The sequence below is a fragment of the Pseudomonas sp. GWSMS-1 genome (assembly GCF_049847425.1).
Classification (GTDB): Bacteria; Pseudomonadota; Gammaproteobacteria; order Pseudomonadales; family Pseudomonadaceae; genus Aquipseudomonas.
The window spans coordinates 2,140,496-2,160,213 of sequence record NZ_JBMHHV010000005.1 but is presented as its reverse complement, the minus strand read 5'-3'; the positions used below and the strand labels follow the sequence as shown (position 1 = coordinate 2,160,213).

Annotated in this window: 17 protein-coding genes and 4 pseudogenes; 12 read left to right on the top strand and 9 right to left on the bottom strand. The window is 57.7% G+C overall.

Annotated elements, in window-relative coordinates; all coding sequences use genetic code 11:
• Window positions 1-477: 477 nt before the first annotated feature.
• The 3 genes and pseudogenes from ACEPAJ_RS13710 to ACEPAJ_RS13700 all read right to left on the bottom strand — a co-directional run bounded on the left by ACEPAJ_RS13710 (window position 478) and on the right by ACEPAJ_RS13700 (window position 2,054).
• Window positions 478-1,083, bottom strand: a complete 606-nt coding sequence (locus ACEPAJ_RS13710; protein ID WP_425918151.1) for a hypothetical protein — start codon at window positions 1,081-1,083, stop codon at window positions 478-480.
• Window positions 1,084-1,215: pseudogene (locus ACEPAJ_RS13705) on the bottom strand (zinc ribbon domain-containing protein); the annotation flags it as partial.
• Between the two features lie 131 nt (window positions 1,216-1,346).
• Window positions 1,347-2,054, bottom strand: coding sequence for a recombinase family protein (locus ACEPAJ_RS13700; RefSeq protein WP_425915392.1), 708 nt, complete (start codon window positions 2,052-2,054; stop codon window positions 1,347-1,349).
• Between the two features lie 38 nt (window positions 2,055-2,092).
• On the opposite strand from ACEPAJ_RS13700, the pseudogene ACEPAJ_RS13695 reads away from it, so the two are divergent.
• The 7 genes and pseudogenes from ACEPAJ_RS13695 to ACEPAJ_RS13665 form a co-directional block, all read left to right on the top strand.
• Window positions 2,093-2,263: pseudogene (locus ACEPAJ_RS13695) on the top strand (cysteine protease); the annotation flags it as partial.
• Between the two features lie 222 nt (window positions 2,264-2,485).
• Window positions 2,486-3,418, top strand: coding sequence for an ABC transporter ATP-binding protein (locus ACEPAJ_RS13690; RefSeq protein WP_274089527.1), 933 nt, complete (start codon window positions 2,486-2,488; stop codon window positions 3,416-3,418).
• Window positions 3,419-3,429: 11 nt separating this feature from the next.
• Window positions 3,430-4,209 carry an ABC transporter permease gene (locus tag ACEPAJ_RS13685; protein ID WP_425918039.1) on the top strand — a complete coding sequence of 260 codons (780 nt, stop codon included), beginning with the start codon at window positions 3,430-3,432 and terminating at the stop codon, window positions 4,207-4,209.
• 95 nt (window positions 4,210-4,304) lie between these two features.
• Window positions 4,305-5,336 (top strand): efflux RND transporter periplasmic adaptor subunit, encoded by a 1,032-nt coding sequence (locus ACEPAJ_RS13680; RefSeq protein ID WP_425915390.1) that lies wholly within the window; start codon window positions 4,305-4,307, stop codon window positions 5,334-5,336.
• Window positions 5,333-8,401: an efflux RND transporter permease subunit gene (locus tag ACEPAJ_RS13675; protein WP_425915388.1), complete on the top strand. Its 3,069-nt coding sequence runs from the start codon at window positions 5,333-5,335 to the stop codon at window positions 8,399-8,401. Before ACEPAJ_RS13680 ends, ACEPAJ_RS13675 begins: the two co-directional genes overlap by 4 nt.
• A gap of 95 nt (window positions 8,402-8,496) precedes the next feature.
• Window positions 8,497-9,327: a nucleoside triphosphate pyrophosphohydrolase gene (mazG, locus tag ACEPAJ_RS13670; protein WP_425915386.1), complete on the top strand. Its 831-nt coding sequence runs from the start codon at window positions 8,497-8,499 to the stop codon at window positions 9,325-9,327.
• 141 nt (window positions 9,328-9,468) lie between these two features.
• Window positions 9,469-10,008 carry a DUF2058 domain-containing protein gene (locus ACEPAJ_RS13665; protein ID WP_322950021.1) on the top strand — a complete coding sequence of 180 codons (540 nt, stop codon included), beginning with the start codon at window positions 9,469-9,471 and terminating at the stop codon, window positions 10,006-10,008.
• A 98-nt stretch (window positions 10,009-10,106) separates the two neighbouring features.
• Here ACEPAJ_RS13665 and ACEPAJ_RS13660 read toward each other — a convergent pair whose 3' ends face one another.
• The 3 genes from ACEPAJ_RS13660 to purM are packed head-to-tail and all read right to left on the bottom strand — an operon-like array spanning window position 10,107 to window position 12,559.
• Window positions 10,107-10,823 (bottom strand): DUF3108 domain-containing protein, encoded by a 717-nt coding sequence (locus ACEPAJ_RS13660; protein ID WP_425915384.1) that lies wholly within the window; start codon window positions 10,821-10,823, stop codon window positions 10,107-10,109.
• A gap of 12 nt (window positions 10,824-10,835) precedes the next feature.
• Complete coding sequence (gene purN / locus ACEPAJ_RS13655) at window positions 10,836-11,501, bottom strand: phosphoribosylglycinamide formyltransferase (RefSeq protein ID WP_425915382.1); 666 nt, start codon at window positions 11,499-11,501, stop codon at window positions 10,836-10,838.
• On the bottom strand, window positions 11,501-12,559 hold the full coding sequence (gene purM / locus ACEPAJ_RS13650) for a phosphoribosylformylglycinamidine cyclo-ligase (RefSeq protein WP_425915380.1): 1,059 nt from the start codon (window positions 12,557-12,559) through the stop codon (window positions 11,501-11,503). The genes purN and purM overlap by 1 nt, the downstream gene beginning before the upstream one ends.
• 321 nt (window positions 12,560-12,880) lie before the next feature.
• Here purM and ACEPAJ_RS13645 point away from each other — a divergent pair, with 321 nt between their 5' ends.
• The 3 genes from ACEPAJ_RS13645 (at window position 12,881) to ACEPAJ_RS13635 (ending at window position 15,890) form a co-directional block, all read left to right on the top strand.
• A complete protein-coding gene (locus ACEPAJ_RS13645) occupies window positions 12,881-13,930 on the top strand; it encodes a DUF2066 domain-containing protein (RefSeq protein ID WP_425915378.1) in 1,050 nt (349 codons plus the stop codon).
• Between the two features lie 121 nt (window positions 13,931-14,051).
• Complete coding sequence (locus ACEPAJ_RS13640; RefSeq protein ID WP_425915376.1) at window positions 14,052-15,122, top strand: AI-2E family transporter; 1,071 nt, start codon at window positions 14,052-14,054, stop codon at window positions 15,120-15,122.
• A 222-nt stretch (window positions 15,123-15,344) separates the two neighbouring features.
• Complete coding sequence (locus ACEPAJ_RS13635) at window positions 15,345-15,890, top strand: hypothetical protein (RefSeq protein WP_425915374.1); 546 nt, start codon at window positions 15,345-15,347, stop codon at window positions 15,888-15,890.
• Window positions 15,891-15,945: 55 nt separating this feature from the next.
• Here ACEPAJ_RS13635 and ACEPAJ_RS13630 read toward each other — a convergent pair whose 3' ends face one another.
• A complete protein-coding gene (locus tag ACEPAJ_RS13630) occupies window positions 15,946-16,263 on the bottom strand; it encodes an antibiotic biosynthesis monooxygenase family protein (protein ID WP_425915372.1) in 318 nt (105 codons plus the stop codon).
• Between the two features lie 37 nt (window positions 16,264-16,300).
• Window positions 16,301-16,627: a hypothetical protein gene (locus tag ACEPAJ_RS13625; protein ID WP_425915370.1), complete on the bottom strand. Its 327-nt coding sequence runs from the start codon at window positions 16,625-16,627 to the stop codon at window positions 16,301-16,303.
• Between the two features lie 142 nt (window positions 16,628-16,769).
• Here ACEPAJ_RS13625 and ACEPAJ_RS13620 point away from each other — a divergent pair.
• Window positions 16,770-17,165 (top strand): annotated as a pseudogene (locus tag ACEPAJ_RS13620) (IS110 family transposase); the annotation flags it as partial.
• Between the two features lie 37 nt (window positions 17,166-17,202).
• On the opposite strand, the gene ACEPAJ_RS13615 reads toward ACEPAJ_RS13620, so the two are convergent.
• Window positions 17,203-18,755 (bottom strand): IS3 family transposase gene (locus ACEPAJ_RS13615; protein WP_236299687.1). Its coding sequence is split into 2 segments (ribosomal slippage): window positions 17,203-18,293 and window positions 18,293-18,755, totalling 1,554 coding nucleotides; the frame shifts between segments, so codons are not numbered across the junction.
• A gap of 76 nt (window positions 18,756-18,831) precedes the next feature.
• On the opposite strand from ACEPAJ_RS13615, the pseudogene ACEPAJ_RS13610 reads away from it, so the two are divergent.
• Window positions 18,832-19,482: pseudogene (locus ACEPAJ_RS13610) on the top strand (IS110-like element ISPpu25 family transposase); the annotation flags it as partial.
• Window positions 19,483-19,718 lie beyond the last annotated feature (236 nt).

Sequence of the window (19,718 nt, the reverse complement as noted above, 5' to 3'; positions counted from 1 at the left end):
AGGAACACGAACGCCCGCACTAGACGGGTTATGTTTTCGAGGTGGGGTAGAACAATTACAGCGGAGGGGTGAATCTTTAATTCTGGTACTTGGTTAGACGCAAGAAAAGAACGTTTTCTTGGTACTCTCATATGTGAGACGCTTTTCAAACCTGAAAAGTCACACTTTTGCAAAATATATTTTCAATTGGCGACGGACGGTCAAATTTTCCGGGCCACAAACTGACTTGACTTTAGAAAGAATAGCACGTTTTTCGGCTTTTTGTCAAGCATTATTTGAAACAAAGAGCAAGTAGTTTTTATCTACCATCGTTAATTAGCTGATAGATAGGGCTGGGAAGCCGATGTTTACTGGCTTCGCTACTGATTGGTTATAAAGTAACCAGAATCAGCGATTGAAACTTTAGATTGCCTGATAGCTATATTATACACTATTTCTATTGATCAATCAATCGTTATTTGTTTTGTTAATCGCGTTCTAAGCCGTGTCCTTCCTTACCCTGCGTTCACGTTGGATAAAGGGAAGGAGTGGGCCGGTAGCTTTGGACTGAGTACGCTGGAAAGCATCAAGAGCCTCAAGCTGTGACTGTCTGAGCATTGGGAGTCTGATTTCCTGCCCCAGGTTCTCAAGAAGGTAGTGACCTGTCAGCCGATCTACACCCTTGTACAGCCATGGGTACAGCTCGCCACTCACGAGAATCAAACCATCTGCATAGCATGTGATGCTGTAACCGACGCTCTGTAGTAAGGCGTTCAGCTTCATAGGGTCATCATCAAGAAGGGATGATTCAAGGCTAACAGCGTCTAAATTGCTTACCAGCGAACTAGCGTTGTCCTGTAGCAGTAGGGTGCGTTCTGTCTCTAGCTCCGTGCGCTTCTGCTGGTGCTGGGTCAAAGCGTCTTGAATTTCACGTATCAGGCCAACGCTCGTAATCGTAGTGGCGAGTGCGCTGATTGACTTAGATAGGTGCGATAGCTCGCCGTCTATTTCGACAAGCCGTTGCTGGCTGATTGTGAGCTGCTGAGACTCAAGTGCCTGCTGCACGAAAGGAAGTGATGTAGTGATCCTTATGTACTCAAGCACCTGCTTGGGAATACTCCGGGCGTTGTCGCACTCAGCCTTAACCCTTGATCGTGTGGCACACCCGTAAACAGCCGGGCTGTGTTTATGCTGCCTGATGCCGAAATTCTTATGACAGTGGCCACACTTCACCACACCGGTTAGCAAGAATTTTGTAGGGGCAGCGACCGTTCTACTGTTGTCTTGAAGCTTCTGCTGTACACGGTAGAAGAGGTCAGCCGGGATAACAGCAGGGTAGACGTTCGGAATGTCGCCCCAGTACCCGATTACCTGACGATCACGTAACCATCGCTTAATTGTTGAGGGTTCACCGTAGTCATAACGGCTGGTGTGGCTTCGTCAGCGCGTAACCTGTTAATGATCCTGCGTTCACCTATGCCGCTGGCGTAGTCTTCAAAGATTCGCTTTATATGGGGCTGAATCTCGGGGATCAGTTCACCGTCTGACGTTAACCACACGGGTGTACGGCGTTTGATTGGCTTCCCTTCCTTTGCCTTAATCCGTCTGCCTTCATACGATGCTTTGACACGGCGACTCAGACTTTCGCTGTAGGCGTTGGCCTGTTGAATCTTGGCAAGAAGTAAGAACAGGTGATGACCATTGACGCTCTCGCGGGTGTACTCGGTGCCATCGTCCAAGGTTGTGATCGTAACGCCAGCCAACAGAATCTCTGACAAGACGGGGATCATCTTCATCGGCTCGAGACGCCCAGTGCGGTCTATGGCTTCGACAATGATGCAATCACCAGGGACGATAGCCCCGGCTTGGATGGCAGATAGTAGGCGACCAAAACCGTTCTCTAGGTGCTGACCACTCCAGCCAGATTTGCCCAGGTCTTCAAATGTCAGTGGCGATAGGGTGTATTGAGGATGGGCTTCTAACCATCGGGCTTGAAGGTCTTTCTGCCTTCTGAGGCTGTCACCATAGGTTTGCTTAGTAGATGAAAACCGTGTGTAACTGATGGCGCTGGGCATAGGACGTGCCTAAAGAATGTCGTATTAGCATTGTAGCTTATAGCCAGCAGGGTGAGCGTTACATGGAGTACCTGTGTGACCACGGGCAATTTGCCGATGTGCCGGAGCAGCTGTTCTTCGAGCATTTGGCTGTTTGCTACCCGCATTTATTTAGCGAGCAGGGGTTGTCGATCGACGGAGATTTTGCCGCTGAAGTGGCCTCGTCTTGAGTGAACGCAGACGAAGGTATCGATAGCCCTGATAGGCACCATCGCAAATGCTCGGGTTTATTCCGCCGCCGGCACTGGTAGGCTGTTGCCAGCCTCGGGCGTATCAGTATTCCCGTAAAGGGCTGCGATAGAGAGCGTCCAGGCGCTAGACTTGGGCAGCTTTGCGCTGCGTAGCGCAGCCTCCTCTTATATTTCTTCTATTTATCAGGTGCGCGCATTTTTATGAGTACCGCTCTGTCTATTCGCCAGTTGACCAAGACTTACGGCAACGGCTTTCAAGCATTACACGGCATCGATCTGGATGTGGCGGAGGGCGATTTTTTCGCCTTGCTCGGCCCCAACGGTGCCGGCAAATCCACCACCATTGGCATTCTCTCGACCCTCGTAACCAAAAGCAGTGGCACAGTGAATGTGTTTGGTCACGACCTTGATAAACAGCCCTCGGCGCTCAAGCGCTGCCTGGGTGTGGTGCCGCAGGAATTCAACTTCAACCAGTTTGAAAAGGCCTTCGACATCGTCGTGACCCAGGCCGGCTATTACGGCATCCCCGCGAAAATCGCCAAGGAGCGTGCCGAGCAATACCTCAATCAGCTCGGTCTGTGGGGTAAGCACAACGTGCCGTCGCGCGAGTTGTCTGGCGGCATGAAGCGGCGTCTGATGATTGCTCGCGCGCTGGTGCATCAGCCGCGCTTGCTGATCCTCGATGAGCCAACCGCTGGGGTCGACATCGAACTGCGCCGCTCGATGTGGAGCTTTCTCACCGAGCTGAACCAGCAGGGCATCACCATCATTCTGACCACGCATTACCTGGAAGAGGCCGAGCAGTTGTGCCGCAATATCGGCATCATCGACCACGGCCGGATTGTCGAGAACACCAGCATGAAGGACCTGCTCAAGACCCTGCATGTAGAAACCTTCCTGCTTGATCTGAAGGAGTCCTTGCTGGTGCCGCCGCAACTGGTTGGCTACGCGGCGCAGCTGCTGGACCACCACACCCTTGAGGTGCAGGTGGACAAAAGCCAGGGCATTACCGAGTTGTTCCGCCAGCTGGCCCTGCAGAACATTGAGGTGCTCAGCCTGCGCAACAAAACCAATCGCCTGGAGGAGCTGTTCGTGTCTCTGGTAGAGAAGAACCTGGCAGGAGGCGCGGCATGAGCACGACTTATCTGAACTCAGAGCTGGCCGCCAATATGGTGGCCCTGCGCACCATTGTTTACCGCGAGATTCGCCGTTTCACCCGCATCTGGCCGCAAACCCTGCTGCCGCCAGCGATCACCATGGTTTTGTACTTCGTGATCTTCGGCAACCTGATTGGTCGGCAGATCGGCGACATGGGCGGCTTCACCTACATGGAGTACATCGTGCCGGGGCTGATCATGATGTCGGTGATCACCAACTCCTACGGCAACGTGGTGTCGAGCTTCTTTGGCAGCAAGTTCCAGCGCTCCATCGAGGAGCTGATGGTCTCGCCGGTGTCGCCGCACATCATCCTCACCGGCTATGTGATCGGCGGTGTGCTGCGCGGTCTGGCGGTGGGCTTTATCGTCACCATGCTGTCGATGTTCTTCACCAAGCTGCAGGTGCATCACTTGGGCGTGACGGTGTTGGTGGTGCTGTTGACCGCGACCATCTTCTCCCTCGGTGGTTTTATCAACGCCGTGTTTGCGCGCAACTTCGATGACATTTCGATCATTCCGACCTTTGTGCTGACGCCGCTGACCTATCTGGGCGGAGTGTTCTACTCAATCACATTGCTGCCGCAGTTCTGGCAGACGGTCTCCATGGCCAACCCGGTGCTGCATATGGTTAACGCCTTCCGCTACGGCATCCTCGGCGTTTCCGATATCCGTATCGGTGTGGCGATCAGTTTTATGCTGGTGGCCACCGCCGTGCTCTACGGCGTGTGTATCCGTCTGCTGGTGAGTGGCCGGGGTATGCGTCAGTAGCAAGTTGCAGGCCCTAATATGGGGAAACATTTTTAACGGCTGATCTGCCCGGCTCGGCCGTTAGACTCAGCCTCTACAATAATTAGGGGTTGTATATGTTTGCTCGCGCGCCTGCTCTCTCAGTTATCGCCGCTGTAGTGTTTTCATGGGGCAGTCCGCAGGTGTCAGCCAACCCAGGACCACTGGTCGAAGTGGTCACGGTCGAGAGCAGCTTGGTGCGCGACGAGTTGGTGACCTTTGGCTCACTACGCCCTGACGAGTCGGTGATGATCCGCCCGGAAATTGCCGGCCGCATCGCCCAGCTGCATTTTCGCGAAGGTCAGCGCATCGAGGCAGGCGCCTTGTTGGTCAGCCTGGATGATTCGATTGCCCGGGCTGAATTTGCCCAGGCACGGGCCAACCTGAACTTGGCGGAAAAGAATTTTCAGCGGGCGCAAATGCTCTTCAAGCGCGGCGCCAGCAATGCGCAGGCGCTTGATGAGGCCAACGCTGAACAGCAAGCCGCGCGGGCCAGCCTGGCGCTGTCGCAGGCGCGCCTGGACAAGACCCGTATCCTCGCTCCCTACGATGGCGTGCTGGGCTTGCGAGCAGTCAGCCCTGGCGATTACCTCAGCGAAGGCCAGGACATCGTCAACCTGGAGGTGCTCGATCCGCTCAAGGTGGATTTCCGCATTCCGCAAAAAGCCGTCAGTCAGATACGACTCAAGCAGGTCATCGAGATCAGCCTGGATGCCTATCCGGGCGAGCGCTTCAATGGCGAGATTTTCGCCATCAACCCACGCCTCGACGAAGCTGGGCGCAGCCAGGCGATTCGTGCGCACATCAGCAACAGCGAAGGCCGTCTGAGCCCGGGGCAGTTTGTGCGGGTGTCGGTCATCCTGGCTGAACGACCGGATGCCCTGGTGATTCCCGAAGAGGCAGTGATGCCGGTCGGGGAGCGTTTGCTGGTCAACCTGGTGGTGGAGGGCAAGGTCGAGCTGCGTGAGGTCACGCTGGGCAAGCGTCTAAACGGTAAGGTCGAAGTGGTTAGCGGCTTGCAAGGGGGTGAAACCCTGATCAGCGCCGGCTGGCAGAAGGTGCGTGCCGGTGCGCCGGTGCGCATCAAGGCGGTGGAGCGTGCGCTATGACCCTGTCGGATATCTGTATCCGGCGGCCGGTGTTTGCCACCGTGCTGTCGCTGATTGTGGTGCTGCTCGGGTTAATGGCCTACGACCGCTTGGCGGTACGTGAGTATCCGAATATCGATGTGCCGATTGTCACGGTCAACGTCAGCTATCCGGGGGCCAGCCCGGAAATCATGGAGTCCCAGGTCGCCCAGCCGATCGAGGACGTGTTGTCGGGGATCGACGGGCTGGACTTTGTCAGCTCCATCAGCCGTTCGGAAAATACCCAGATCACTGCGCAGTTTCGCCTGGGCAGTAACTCCGATGAAGCCGCCAACGATGTGCGCGACCGCTTGGGTCGGGTGCGCGGTTTGCTGCCGGATGAAATTGCCGAACCCATCGTGCAGAAGGTCGAGGCCGACGCCCAGCCTGTGATCTGGATCGCCTTCTACAGCGAACGCTACAGCGCCATGGAGATCACCGACGTGCTGGAGCGGGTGATCAAGGATCGCTTGCAGACTATTCCCGGCGTCTCCGAAGTGCAGATTCGTGGCGCGCGCACCTTCGCCATGCGTATCTGGCTTGACCCGGAGAAGCTCGCGGCGCACAACCTCACAGTGCAGGACGTGGAAGACGCCCTGCGCCGACAGAACGTCGAGATTCCGGCTGGGCGCATCGAGTCGCAGCAGCGCGAATTCACCGTGCTCTCGGAAACCGACATGAACACCCCGGAGCAGTTTAATCAGCTGATCCTCGACGATTCGCGCGGTTATCTGCTGCGCCTGGCGGATGTCGGCTATGCCGAAATTGGCGCGCAGGATGAGCGCAGCATCGTCCGTTACAAAGGTCAGCCGGCGGTGTCGATGGGCATGATCAAACAGGCCACCGCCAATCCGTTGGACATCTCCGATGGGCTGGAGGCCGCCATGCCGGATGTGCGCGCGTTACTGCCCGAAGGCATGGAAATGGCGGTGGCCAACGACAACTCGCTGTTTATCCGCGAGTCGATCGATAACGTGTTTATCACCATCTGGGAAGCGGTGGGGTTGGTCATCCTGATCATCTTTATCTTCCTGCGCTCGCTGCGCGCCACCATCATTCCGCTGGTGACCATTCCAGTGTCGCTAATCGGCGCGTTCGCCCTGATGTCACTGATGGGCTTCACCATCAACACCCTGACGCTGTTGGCCATGGTGCTGGCCATCGGCCTGGTGGTGGACGATGCCATCGTCATGCTGGAGAACATCCACCGGCATATCGAGGAGGGCATGCAGCCTTTGCAGGCCGCGCTCAAGGGCAGCCGTGAGATCGCCTTTGCGGTGATCGCCATGACCCTGACCCTGGCCGCGGTATTCGCGCCCATCGGCTTTATGCAGGGCACCACCGGCAAGCTGTTTACCGAGTTCGCCTGGACCCTGGCCGGCGCGGTGCTGGTCTCGGGCTTCGTTGCCCTGACCCTGACGCCAATGATGTGCGCGCTCCTGCTCAAGCCACACCAGGCCGGCGAGCGGCATAACCGTTTGTACAACCTGATCGAGAATTTCCTCAACAACCTGACCTACAGCTACAAACACCTGCTGGCCAAGGCGCTGAGTGCCTGGGTGCTGGTGGTCGGCGTGTTGCTGCTGACCGTGGTGGCCTGCGTATTGCTGTTCTCCGGGCTTAAGTCCGAGCTGGCGCCAACCGAGGACACGGGCACGATAATCGGTGTGTTCAATGGCCCGGACGGCGCCACCATCAATTACACCGGGCGTTATGCCAAGGAGATTGAGGATGCCTACGCCAGCATCGTGGAAACCAACCGCTATCTTGTCGTGGCAGGCTTTCCCACCGTGGCCCAGGGCATTTCCTTTATGAAGCTGGAGGACTGGGCTGATCGCTCGCGTAGCCAGTTCGAAATCCGTAACGAGCTGTTGCCCAAACTGCAGGACATCGCCGGGGTGCGTGCCTTCCCGGTCAATCGCCCGCCGCTGGGGCAGAGTGCGCGTAACCAGCCTGTGAACTTCGTGATTCGCTCCTCCATGGAGTACAGCGAGTTGCAGGGTTATGTTGATGAACTGCTCAACACGCTGCGTGATTATCCGGGGCTGGAAAGCCTGGACAGCGATCTGAAGCTCAACGCGCCGCAGCTCAAGGTGGCGGTTAATCGCGAGCAGGCGGTGGCCGTGGGCACTGATGTGGCCACCATTGGCCGCAGCCTGGAGAGCCTGTTCGGCAGCCGTCAGGTGACCCGGTTTAAGCAGAATGGCGAGCAGTACGACGTGCTGGTGCAGTTGCAGGGTGTGGACCGCAGCAACCCGCAGGATCTCGACCGCGTCTATGTGCGCGGCCGCGATGACGGCATGGTGCAGCTGTCCAACCTGATCGAGGTGCGTGAAACCGTGGCGCCGCGCGAGCTCAACCACTTCAACCAACTGCGTGCGGTGACGGTGAGTGCCAACGTCGGTAGCGGCTACACCCTCGGCGAAGCCCTGGCGCACCTGGAAAACACTGCGCGCACGGTGTTCCCAGCCGAGACCCAGTACGACTACACCGGCACCTCGCGCGACTTCAAGGAGTCCAGCGCCGGAATTGCGCTGATCTTCGCCCTGGCCCTGGCGTTTATCTTCCTGGTGCTGGCGGCGCAGTTCGAGAGTTTCACTGACCCGTTGATCATCCTGTTCAGCGTACCGTTGTCGATGGCCGGCGCCTTGCTGGCGCTGACGATGTTCGGCGGCACCTTGAACATCTACTCGCAAATTGGTCTGGTCACGCTGATTGGCCTGATCACCAAGCACGGCATCCTGATTGTCGAGTTCGCCAACGTGTTGCTCCGTCAGGGCCATGAAGTGCGCAGTGCGGTGATCGAGGCGTCGGTGGCGCGTCTGCGACCGATCTTGATGACCACCGGGGCGATGGTGCTCGGCTCGCTACCATTGGCGATTGCCACGGGCGCGGGGGCGGAAAGTCGCCAGCAAATCGGCATGGTGATTGTCGGCGGCCTGCTGGTTGGCACCTTCTTTACCCTATTTGTGATCCCGACCCTGTACATGCTGCTGCGCCGTTGGCAGCCGATTAAACCGCACGATGAGGGCATGACAGCAGCCTAGGCTGGGGTGACCGGCGCGTTGCGTTAAGCAACGCGCTATCATCGGCGTTTTGCACCGCTAACCCTCCTACGCAAGCGTATTAATCGGGATGTGTTATGTACCAACTTAGCGATTTGCTGCACCTGATGGCCCGTCTGCGCGATCCGCAGCATGGTTGCCCGTGGGACCTCAAACAGAGTTACGCGACCATCGTGCCGCACACGATTGAGGAAGCCTATGAGGTGGCCGACGCCATTGAGCGTGGCGACTTTGACCATTTGCCGGGTGAGTTGGGCGACCTGCTGTTTCAGGTGGTGTATTACAGCCAGCTGGCGCGCGAGGAAGGGCGTTTCGAGTTTGCCCAGGTGGTCGATGGGATTACCCGTAAACTGCTGCGCCGTCATCCCCATGTATTCCCTGATGGCGATCTGTATGGCGAGCCGGATGTCGCCATGCTCGAAGAAGCCGCCGTCAAGCAACGTTGGGAAGAACTCAAAGCCGAAGAGCGCGCCGAGAAAGCCGCGGCGCCTGAACAGCTTTCGTTACTGGATGATGTGCCCACCGCGCTGCCTTCGCTGAGCCGGGCGATCAAATTACAAAAGCGTGCCGCTCAGGTCGGGTTTGACTGGCCGGAAGCCCTGCCGGTGGTCGACAAGGTGCGCGAAGAGTTGGATGAAGTGCTGGAGGCCATGAGCGAAAACGATCCCGAAGCCATTAGCGAGGAGATCGGCGATTTGCTGTTTGTGGTCAGTAACCTGGCGCGACACCTCAAGGTTGACCCGGAAACGGCCCTGCGCGCGGCCAATGGCAAGTTCGAACGGCGCTTCTGTTTTATCGAGCAGAGCTTGCGCGAGCAGGGGCGGGCTATGCAAGATTGCGCCCTGGATGAATTGGATGCGCTGTGGGGCGAAGCTAAAAAGCTGGAAAAGCTCACCCCAAGTTGCTGAACCCGTAGGGTGGATGACGCTCTTTTCATCCATCACTGCCAGGGACACGGTGGATGGGGGAAGCGTCATCCACCCTACGAATAACGCGTTACGATTACGCTGGGTACGCCCACTCAATATTGATGGTTGGAAAGGTAGGTTATGGCTCTCTCACTACGCGATCAGTTGCTTAAAGCCGGGCTGGTCAACGAAAAGCAGGCCAAGCAGGCCAGCAAGGAAAAACAGAAGAAGCAGCGTCTGGAGCAGAAAGGCCATATCGAGAAGGACGAGTCGCAAAAGCTCGCCGCTCAACAGGCCATGGCCGAAAAGGCGGCGCGTGACCAGGAACTCAATCGCCAGCAGCAGGAGAAGGTCGAGCAGAAGGCCCGCGCCGCGCAAATCAAGCAGTTGATCGAGGTGTCACGCCTGCCCAAGCTGACCACCGAGGATTACTACAACTTCGTTGACGACAAGAAGGTCAAGCGCCTGTCGGTCAACACGCTGATGCGCAACAAGCTCAGCAGCGGGTCGCTGGCCATCGTGCGCCACGGCGGCGGTTATGAAGTGATCCCGCGTGAGGCCGCGCTGAAGATTCAGGAGCGCGACGCGCAGCGTGTGGTGCTGCTCAACACACCGACCGAAGCCCCAGATGCCGATGATCCGTACGCGGCGTACCAAGTGCCGGATGATCTGATGTGGTGAGTGGCTGAGCAGGGCCGAGTAACACTTAGCCCTGCTTGTCGAAATCAGCACAATAAAAAGCCGAGCATTAAGCTCGGCTTTTTTTATTGCGCTCTGTCTCAGTCCTGGCGGCCTTCAACGGCTCGGCCGTCAACGCTGCCTTGCTTGAGCATGATCTGGTATTCCTTGCCGTCTGTTTCGACCTGATGCAGGCGTACCAGTAGGAAGTCCCAGTCCTTGGCGAACCATAGGATGGTCTTGCGGCTGCTTTGGGTCGGGTCACGCACGCGCTCGACCTTGATCGCATCGATCAGCCCCGCCTTGGTACGCACCACTTCCTCACCCAGCACGCGGAAGTCATACGTCTCCACTTCGTCGCCATCGACCACCTGGTAGCTCATGCTTTTCTTGCCGGCGGCCACATCGTATTGCAAGGCCAGTTGGTAGGTCGATTTGTCCAGCAGGCCGCGGTTCAGCGGCAGGCGCACCGGGGTGTCGCGGTCGCTGCCGATGACTTGCTTGGCCTCCCAGTCAAAGTCCTGCTCGATTTTCTTGGCTTTGCCCAGGCCGCCGCGCTGATACAAATAGGTCTGGGGTAGGAAGGTGGTGTTATCCACGCGCAGAGTGCTTTCTTCGGTCAGGCTGGCGACCAGCATGGAGGCTTCAAAATTGAGCTTCCAAACGCCATTGTCCAGCGCTTGCAGGCTGCGCTCGGCGCTGCCGCTGACGGGCAGTTGCTTCCAGTCGGCGGTGTAGCTGGCGGAAAAGGGTTTTAGCTCAACGGCGAATGCCGGCAGGCTCAGTAGTGTCAGTGCGAACAGTAAGGCGCGACCCATGGTGTCTCCTGTTTACGTTCGAATAAGGTATCCGGTACTCGGTAACAGCTGCTCGTCCAACATCGCCCCTTGCGCCGTTAGGTGCAAGCGGCCTTCGGCAAACCAGCGGACTGCCATCGGGTAAATTACATGTTCTTGCTGGTGTACGCGCTGCGACAGACTGCTTTGTGTGTCATCTGGCTCCACCGCGACCACAGCCTGTACGACCAGTGGTCCGCCATCGAGTTCCTCGCTGACGAAGTGCACGCTGCAACCATGCTCGCTGTCACCGGCTTCCAGTGCCCGTTGATGGGTATGCAGGCCTTTGTACTTGGGCAGCAGAGACGGGTGGATATTCAGCAGGCGCCCCGCGTAATGACGGACAAACGTCGGGGTGAGAATACGCATAAAACCAGCCAACACCACCAACTGTGGATCGTAGCCGTCGATAGCCTCGACCAGTGCAGCGTCGAAGGCCTCGCGGCCCTCGAACTGTTTGTGGTCAAGAACCACGGTGGCGATGCCGGCGGCCTGTGCACGTTGCAAACCATAGGCATCGGCGCGGTTACAAACCACCGCGCTGATCCGGGCCGGGCTGCGTTCGGAAGCGTCAGCGTCGGCCTGGATGCTGTCAATCAGCGCCTGCAGGTTACTGCCGGAGCCCGAGATCAGCACCACCACATTGCACGGTGCCGGCATTAGTGCTGTTTCAGGTTGTTCAGCACGACCTGAGCAGCGCCTTCGGCCGCTTGGTTGATCTGGCCGATCACCCATGGCTGTTCGCCGGCGGCGGTCAGGGTTTGCAGGGTAATGTCGACCTGATCCTGTGCCACGCAGATGACCATGCCGACGCCACAGTTGAGTACGCGGTGCATCTCGTGCTCATCCACGTTGCCTTTTTCTTGCAGCCAGTCGAATACCGCTGGGCGCGTCCAGCTGGCCACGTCGACCACCGCTTGTGCGCCTTTTGGCAGCACGCGCGGGATGTTGTCGAGCAGGCCGCCGCCAGTGATGTGGGCCATGGCTTTAACCGCGCCGGTGTCTTTGATCAGCTTGAGCAGCGGTTTAACGTAGATGCGCGTCGGCGCCATCAGCAAATCGGCCAGCGGCTTGCCATCAACCTCAGTGGCTTCGATTTCGCAGCCCGAGACTTCGATGATCTTGCGGATCAGCGAGTAGCCATTGGAGTGCGGGCCGGAGGACGGCAGGGCGATCAGGGCGTCACCGCTGGCGACTTTCGAGCCGTCGATGATCTCGGCTTTTTCCACTACACCGACGCAGAAACCGGCCAGGTCGTAGTCTTCGCCTTCATACATGCCCGGCATTTCAGCGGTTTCACCGCCAACCAGGGAGCAGCCAGCCAGCTCGCAGCCGGCGCCGATGCCGGTGACTACGGTGGCCGCTACATCAACGTTGAGCTTGCCGGTGGCGTAATAGTCGAGGAAGAACAGCGGCTCGGCACCGCAGACCACCAGGTCGTTGACGCACATGGCGACCAGGTCTTGGCCTATGCTGTCGTGCTTGTTCAGGTTCAGTGCCAGGCGCAGCTTGGTGCCGACGCCGTCGGTGCCGGAGACCAGTACAGGCTGCTTGTAGCCAGCCGGGATCTCGCACAGCGCGCCGAAGCCGCCCAGCCCACCCATGACTTCCGGACGTGCGGTGCGCTTGGCCACGCCTTTGATGCGTTCGACCAGGGCTTCGCCCGCGTCGATATCTACACCTGCGTCCTTGTAGCTGATGGAGGGTTGCTTGCTCATAGATCCAGGCCTTTAGGGAAAGTTCGGATAGGCGCCGCCAGGTAGGTTGGCGGTCTGCGAAGGCGCGCGATTTTATCAGGCTTACCCGGCAGCGGCCAGCCGCCACCGTTGCGGGCGTTAGGCGCGCTGTTTAAGGTGACCACACGGGCGCAATCTGCTCGCTGCGGGCCATACGCCGCTTAAAATGGCTTTGGTATGCCCTTTAACAGCCCCTAAACTCGTGACACTGTGCTGTTTTCGCCTGCCTTGCGTGCGAGCGCTGGCCGAAATTGTTGTTAAATCTGCCCGGTATGCCACTTTCCGTCCGTCGAGAATCCACCCATGCGTTTGACCGCTCGCCTGCTTCTTGCCTGTTTGACACTGTCCGGCCTGCCAGCCTTGGCCGCCCCCGTGAGTGATCTGTACCAAGTCCGCGAGGCGGTCAGCAGCCAGCAGCCAGAGGAGCGTGCGGCTGCTCTGGGCCGTGCTCTGGATACCCTAGTGCTGCGTTTGACCGGCAAAACTGATGCCGCGCAAAGCCCAGCACTGGCGGCGCTGCGCAAAGACCCGCAACAGATTGTCAGCCAATATGGTTATGAAGGTGACACCTTGCTGGTCGACTTTGACCCTCACAGTACCGAGCGCAGCCTGCGTCAGGCGGGGCTGGCGTTGTGGGGCGCGAATCGTCCAAGCATCCTGCTCTGGTGGTTGAGTGATGCCAGTGATGGCAGCCGCCTGCTTGGCGATGGTCAAGCCGCCGCTGCAATGTTTAATCAGGCTGCGCAACACCGTGGCCTGCCGCTGCGCCTGCCGTTGGCCGACCTCTCCGAGCAACTCCTGGCCGTACCGGAAAACCTTGCCAGCAATGACCCTGCTGCCTTGCGTGAAGCGTCCGAGCGCTACGCTGCCGATGCTTTGTTGGCGGTTGTCGCGCGTGAAGCAAACGGCCAGTGGCAAGCCGAATGGCGGCTGTGGCTGGGTGACGAGCGTGAGCAGGGCAAGGTTCAGGGGGCTGATCAGGCCGCGCTGGCAGATGCCATCCTGTTGGCGGTTAATCAGCGTCTGGCGCCGCGTTTTATTGTCGCCCCCGGCGCTGCCAGTCGTTTGACTGTAGAAGTGCAGGGCGTTGATCTGGCGCGTTACGCCGAATTGCAGCGCATGCTTGAGCCATTCGCCGCGCAACTGCTCAAGGTACAGGGCGACACGCTGACCTTCGCGGTCAATGCCAATGCCGAACAACTGCGAGCACAGCTGGGCCTGGCGCAGCTGCAAGAGCTGCCGGCCGAGGCGGCGGTGGTCGATACTGAGCCGGCGGTTACGCCGCCCGCCACAGGTGCTGAGTCTGCACTGCCAGCGCCGCCGCGTGACCCTGTATTAAGGTTTCGCTGGTAGGCTATGGCAGTCGCACACACCCTGATTGACCAAACCGCAGCCCGATAGCTGCGGTTTTCTTATACCGCGCCCCTAAGCGTGGGGCTTTCTGGATAACGCGTTGGCATATGGAGCGCAGAGCATGATCGACTCGCATCGTTGGATATGGATAGTCGCAGCGTTGCTGCTGGGCGGCCTGTTGTACCTGCTCGCCCCGATTCTCTCGCCGTTCTTGATTGGTGTGCTGTTGGCCTACATGGGCGACCCGCTGGTCGATCGATTGGAGCGTTGGAAGTTCTCGCGGACCTGGGGCGTGGTGGTGGTCTTCGCGTTGATCACCCTAGTCATGGCCATTCTGTTGCTGGTCCTGGTGCCGTTGTTGGGTAAGCAGCTGGTGCGCCTGTATGAGCTGGTGCCAGAAATACTCGACTGGATGCAGCACCAGGCGTTGCCATGGGTTCAGCTAAAACTGGGCCTGAGTGAAGGGTTCTGGCGTTTTGATCAGTTGAAGGAAGCGATGTCCGGGCAGCTGGGTAAAACCACCGATATCGTCGGCATGCTGTTGTCCACGGCCACGGCTTCTGGGCTGGCATTGATGGCCTGGTTGGCCAATATGCTGCTGATTCCGGTGGTGAGCTTCTACCTGATGCGCGATTGGGACCTGATGGTCGCCAAGCTGCGCAGCCTGTTGCCGCGTGGCCGTGAAGGTTTGATTGTGCAGCTCTTCTCGGAGTGCCACGAAGTGCTGGGGGCGTTCTTGCGCGGCCAGTTGCTGGTGATGCTGGCGCTGGGTGTGATGTACGCCACCGGGCTGATGCTGATTGGCCTGGAGCTTGGCTTGCTAATCGGTGTGTTGGCTGGCTTGGCCAGCATCGTGCCGTACCTGGGGGTAGTCGTGGGGATTGGCGCGGCAATGACGGCGGGGCTGTTCCAGTTCGGCGTGGATTTCTACCCGTTGCTGGGCATCGCCACGGTATTTATCGTCGGGCAAATGCTCGAAGGCATGCTGCTGACCCCCATGCTGGTGGGTGATCGCATCGGCCTGCACCCGGTGGCGGTGATCTTCGCGATCATGGCGGGCGGTCAATTGTTCGGCTTCACTGGCGTCCTTCTGGCGCTGCCGGTCGCTGCGGTGATTATGGTGTTAGTGCGTCATTTGCATGAGTTCTATAAACAGTCGAATACCTATGGCGCATCGCCGGAAAGTGACTGAGTTGTAAGGTTTACGATTCGATTGATTTGCGTGTGTTTAAACGCTCTAACCGGTTTAGGCGCAACGCATCATGCAAATAAGAAGGGGGCATAGCGCATGGCCATGCGCGGCGACGGATGCCCCCCGTGCCACCTTGTAAGGTCAGGATATTGCCGCCGCTCATAATCAAGTGACGGGCAAGCGTTTGGCGCAGTACGCGCGAAGCGAAAGGGAGAGGTCAGCATGAAGGCAGAGTGGGACGACGCCCCCGAGTGGATCAATAGCCGCCGCAAAAGAAGCACAGCAGCGGTGCTGCTACCCGGTTTGCTTGGAACGTGCATCACCGTTGGTGCCCTGTATTTCGCTAGCCAAGCGCTGTTAAAGGGCACCGTGCAGCAGATCGTAGAAAAGCGACAGCCGCTAAAGCCCGTTCCAGTGGCCGAAATAACACGAGCAGAACCCGTAGCTGATAAAGACTGGGACAGCCTCGTAAACGAGGCAGCAAGCCGGCATATAGAAGCTGAGCCGTCTAGGGCAACAGAACAACCCACCCCAAATGCCAAGCAGACGGTATTCAGTGATTTAAATTACACACCGCAAGGTGCTGTAAATATTATCCAGGCGACCAGCACCTACCCCATTGAAAAGCCAGCGCCTAAAACCAATGGGCCAAAAGAAATCGTTGTGGTCGGCAAAGAGCCACGATTAAAAGATTACTGCCCGTACAGAGAGGGCAGCATAGAACGCAGAAATTGCAGAATGAGAATGGACTTAAACGGTAGTCGGTAGCGATCAAGCCAAGGTCCTGATGCATGCCGTCTCAGCTAGCGGTTAGAGCGCCTGGTTAGATACCGTAGTCACGCTCAACCTTGGATATTCGTACCTTAAATGCAGAATACCAATGTTCTTTTCCCGATATTTGCGCCTGCTGGTGTTCAATATTGGCTTTCCAGTTTTTAATTGACTCAATATCTGACCAGTATGAAACAGTAATGCCTAACTCTTCTCTTGCGGACTCCATGCCGAGAAAGTCGGGCTGTTGAACTGCAAGCTTAATCATTCGAGTTGCTATTGCGCCGTAGCCGTTATCACCTTCAGTGCGCAAAGATGTAAAGATAACAGCGTAATAAGGTGGGGTTGGCGTATTGGCTATGGTCGACACAGTTTTCCCTGTGGCTATTTGAACTACTAGTTAGGTTTCATATGCTGATGAATAATGTTGGGGCGTACGCAGACCAATATAAGGCTATTGTGCCTAGTGCACTTGCCGAAATAGCGAATAACGATATTGATTTTGACGAACGCTTAATTGCAAGTATGCCAAGTGCTAAACATATGACCGGCAGCACTGCCCACCATTGGATAGTTTTGAAAACAAATTTTGAGTAAGACGTTTGCTGAACACCAAAGCTTGACCAGAGACTAGCAAAATAATTATCTGTTTCAGGCTGGAGAAGTGCATAGATGAAAAATGCTTGGGCCAATACAAATATGGCTATGGTTGCTGCGAGTACGAATTTCTTCACTATGATACCTAACGTTTGGTTAAGGGGCGGGCTTTAGCCCGTCCCAGTGAGCGAAACGAACGGTTTGAATGCTGTAATGGACTCTCCCCGCACCACGGTTCTATACCTAGAACTGCGGTGACTGATCATTGGGAGAGACGTTATGAAGCGAATTGCGGTTGATCTGGCCAAGTCCGTTTACCAAGTTGCCGAGAGTGTCCGTTCCGGCCAGGTGGTGCAGCGCAAGCGGCTGAACCGAGAGGCGTTTAGGCGATATATACAGGAGCAGGGCGAGCCGGTCGAGTGGGTGATGGAGGCTTGTGGCACGGCCCATTACTGGGGGCGCGTGGCGCAGGCACTGGGCCATTCGGTAAAGCTGATCCACCCGCGCTATGTGCGCCCGTATCGGCGCCGCAACAAGACCGACCGCAACGACTGCGATGCGATGCTAGAAGCCTCGCGCTGCAAGGATATCCATCCGGTGCCGGTGAAAACCCATGAGCAGCAACAGGTGCAGCAACTGCATGGGCTGCGCGAAACCTGGAAGAAAAGCCGTACCGGCGTTTTGCAAGGTAGTTGTCGCGTCAGCCGTGTTTTTAAGCTGCTATTTTCAGTGCCGGCTGCTCCCTTTCCGGGTTGAGTGTGACGGTGCCGATTGGTTGCCAATTTCGCGTTGCACCTGACCAGCGATGCGGGTGTTTAAAACGGGCTTGCTGATACAGCACATGACGCTTGGCCAGCACCTCTTGATCCTCTCCACGATGGCGCTGCGCCGGGGTCACGAAGCGGATGCGGCTGTGGCGGTGCTCATGGTTGTACCAGCGGATAAAGTCGCGCACCCAGCTGCGTGCTGCGTCCAAATCGGCAAAGCCATCCTGCGGCCATTGCGGGCAGTATTTCAGGGTTCTAAACAGCGATTCTGAGTAGGGATTGTCGTTGCTCACCCGCGGTCGTCCGCGCGAGGGGGTGATGCCCAGATCGTACAACTTGCTCAGCAGTGTCACCGATTTCATCGGCGCGCCGTTGTCCGAGTGCAGCACCAAGGGTTGGCCCACGCAGCGCTCGCCGAGCACGGTACGCTGCATCAGTTCGGCCGCACGCTCGCCGCTTTCTTGCTCGTAAACCTCCCAGCCCACGGCCTTGCGGCTGTAGATGTCCTCGATCAAATACAGGTAGTAATACTGCCCGCGCACCGGCGATTGCAGATAGGTGATGTCCCATGACCAGACCTGGTTACTCTTCGTTGCACTGTGCGTGGTCGGCGCGGCGTGCCTCTGCGGCGCATGGCTGCGGCCGCGTTGGTGCTGCTGATCGGCGGCCTTGAGGACACGGTAAAAGGTGGCCTCTGAGGCCAGGTAACGGCCTTGGTCGGCCAGCCTTGGCACGATCTGGCTCGGCGGCAAGCTGGCGAATGGCGGGCTGTTGCACACCTCCAGAATGGCGCGGCGCTCATCAGGACTCAGGGCGTTGAGCGGCCGTGGACGTAGCGTGGTCGTGCGCTCATCGGCCTGTATAACAGGCATCAGCGCCCAGCGTTGCAGGCTGCGCAGCGACAGGCCAATCTCTGCGCAGGCCACCGCCTTGCGCGCGCCAGAGGCGACGGCATGGTTAAAGCGTTCAACGAGTTGTTGCCGTTCTGGCAGCGAGGTCAAACGTCCTCGCTGTCGTTTCCCCAGAAGGCATTCATCTTTTTTCTCAGTACCAATATGGCGGCGGTTTCCGCCAGCGCCTTGTCCTTGCGCCGCAACTCGCGCTCCAGTTCGGTAATGCGTTTCTTGTCGGCCCGTGCTTGATCTCGCTCTGCCTTGAGCTGCGCTTTGGCGGACATCTGGCCCGTGATGCAGGCTTGGCGCCACGCGCTGATTTGCTCGGGGTACAAGCCCTTGCTGCGGCAGTATTCGCTGAGCTCGATCTCGCTCAAGGCAGCGGCATGTAGCACAGCCGCAAACTTAGCTTCGGCCGGCCAGTCATCGGCGTTGTTCTTGTCTCCGGGCACTACCGCGCCTCCTGCTTTGAGCTTTGTGCGCCAAGCATACAGGGTGGCTTGGGAGATGCCTTCTTGGCGCGACAACTCGGCCACGGACATGTTTTGCGGCGGCAGTAATTTACGGATAAGGGCCGCTTTACGCTCAGGTGAATAGCTCGACATTACAGCTCTCTTTGACGCCCCCGATCTATCGTTTTGATAAATCAGCTCAGGCGACAACTAGCCTGACACCGGGGGTACCCAGCGGATCAACCTACTGCGCGGCATCCTGCGCGAAGCGGGCATCGAAGCTCCAGCCTCTACCGCCGCTTTTATCCGTGCCGCCCATGAGTTAGTTGAGCGCCCAGAAATCGCCCCCTTGAGCCATCAACTGCATATCGTCCTGGCGGAAATCAACCTGCACGAACAGTGCATGGTCGAGTGCGAACAGCAACTCAAGCGCTGGCATGCCGACGATGAAGTGGTACGTAAACTCGATGAGGTCAGCGGTATTGGTCTGCTGACCGCCAGCGCCCTGAAAACCGCAGTAGGCAAGCCTGAGCGTTTTACTAATGGCCGCCAACTCAGCGCTTGGTTGGGCATGACACCGCGTGAATTCAGCAGCGGCGACCGACGTAAACTGGGCCACATCAGCAGACAGGGCAACGTCTATGTGCGTACCTTATTGATCCACGGTTCGCGAGCAGCCTTGCTGGCGGCACAGCGATGTCAGGCCCGCACGCCGGAGAAACTGACCCAGTTACAACGCTGGGCCGTCGAGACAGCGTCACGTATCGGCCACAACAAAGCAGCTGTGGCGCTGGCTAATAAATTGGTAAGGATTTGCTGGGCTGTGTGGTGCAACGAGCGGCGTTTCAGTGGTGACTGGCAAAGCGTAAAGCCCGCCTGACGGCGGAGCAATCAGTAAGATGTGATGGTTTTCTTGTGGTTGTGGTGAGCAGCAACACTGTCGAAACAGGCGAGTCCTGCAACGGAATAAGGCCGATAACAATCATGATCTTCGTGATCGATTGAACGCTTGGCCCCCGCTGCGCGAACTACAGAGTGGCCAGGGCAGTAAAGCCCAAAATAGGCCGGATATACGAATGCAACCGCGCTGACGACAGGGTTAGGAAAGCTTTGCTC

Coding starts and splice junctions, on each gene's coding strand:
- ACEPAJ_RS13680 (WP_425915390.1), top strand. CDS start 4,305: ATGTTTGCTCGCGCGCCTGCTCTCTCAGTTATCGCCGCTGTAGTGTTT.
- purN (WP_425915382.1), bottom strand. CDS start 11,501: ATGCCGGCACCGTGCAATGTGGTGGTGCTGATCTCGGGCTCCGGCAGT.
- mazG (WP_425915386.1), top strand. CDS start 8,497: ATGTACCAACTTAGCGATTTGCTGCACCTGATGGCCCGTCTGCGCGAT.
- ACEPAJ_RS13640 (WP_425915376.1), top strand. CDS start 14,052: ATGATCGACTCGCATCGTTGGATATGGATAGTCGCAGCGTTGCTGCTG.
- ACEPAJ_RS13660 (WP_425915384.1), bottom strand. CDS start 10,823: ATGGGTCGCGCCTTACTGTTCGCACTGACACTACTGAGCCTGCCGGCA.
- ACEPAJ_RS13665 (WP_322950021.1), top strand. CDS start 9,469: ATGGCTCTCTCACTACGCGATCAGTTGCTTAAAGCCGGGCTGGTCAAC.
- ACEPAJ_RS13645 (WP_425915378.1), top strand. CDS start 12,881: ATGCGTTTGACCGCTCGCCTGCTTCTTGCCTGTTTGACACTGTCCGGC.
- ACEPAJ_RS13675 (WP_425915388.1), top strand. CDS start 5,333: ATGACCCTGTCGGATATCTGTATCCGGCGGCCGGTGTTTGCCACCGTG.
- ACEPAJ_RS13700 (WP_425915392.1), bottom strand. CDS start 2,054: ATGCCCAGCGCCATCAGTTACACACGGTTTTCATCTACTAAGCAAACC.
- ACEPAJ_RS13635 (WP_425915374.1), top strand. CDS start 15,345: ATGAAGGCAGAGTGGGACGACGCCCCCGAGTGGATCAATAGCCGCCGC.
- purM (WP_425915380.1), bottom strand. CDS start 12,559: ATGAGCAAGCAACCCTCCATCAGCTACAAGGACGCAGGTGTAGATATC.
- ACEPAJ_RS13690 (WP_274089527.1), top strand. CDS start 2,486: ATGAGTACCGCTCTGTCTATTCGCCAGTTGACCAAGACTTACGGCAAC.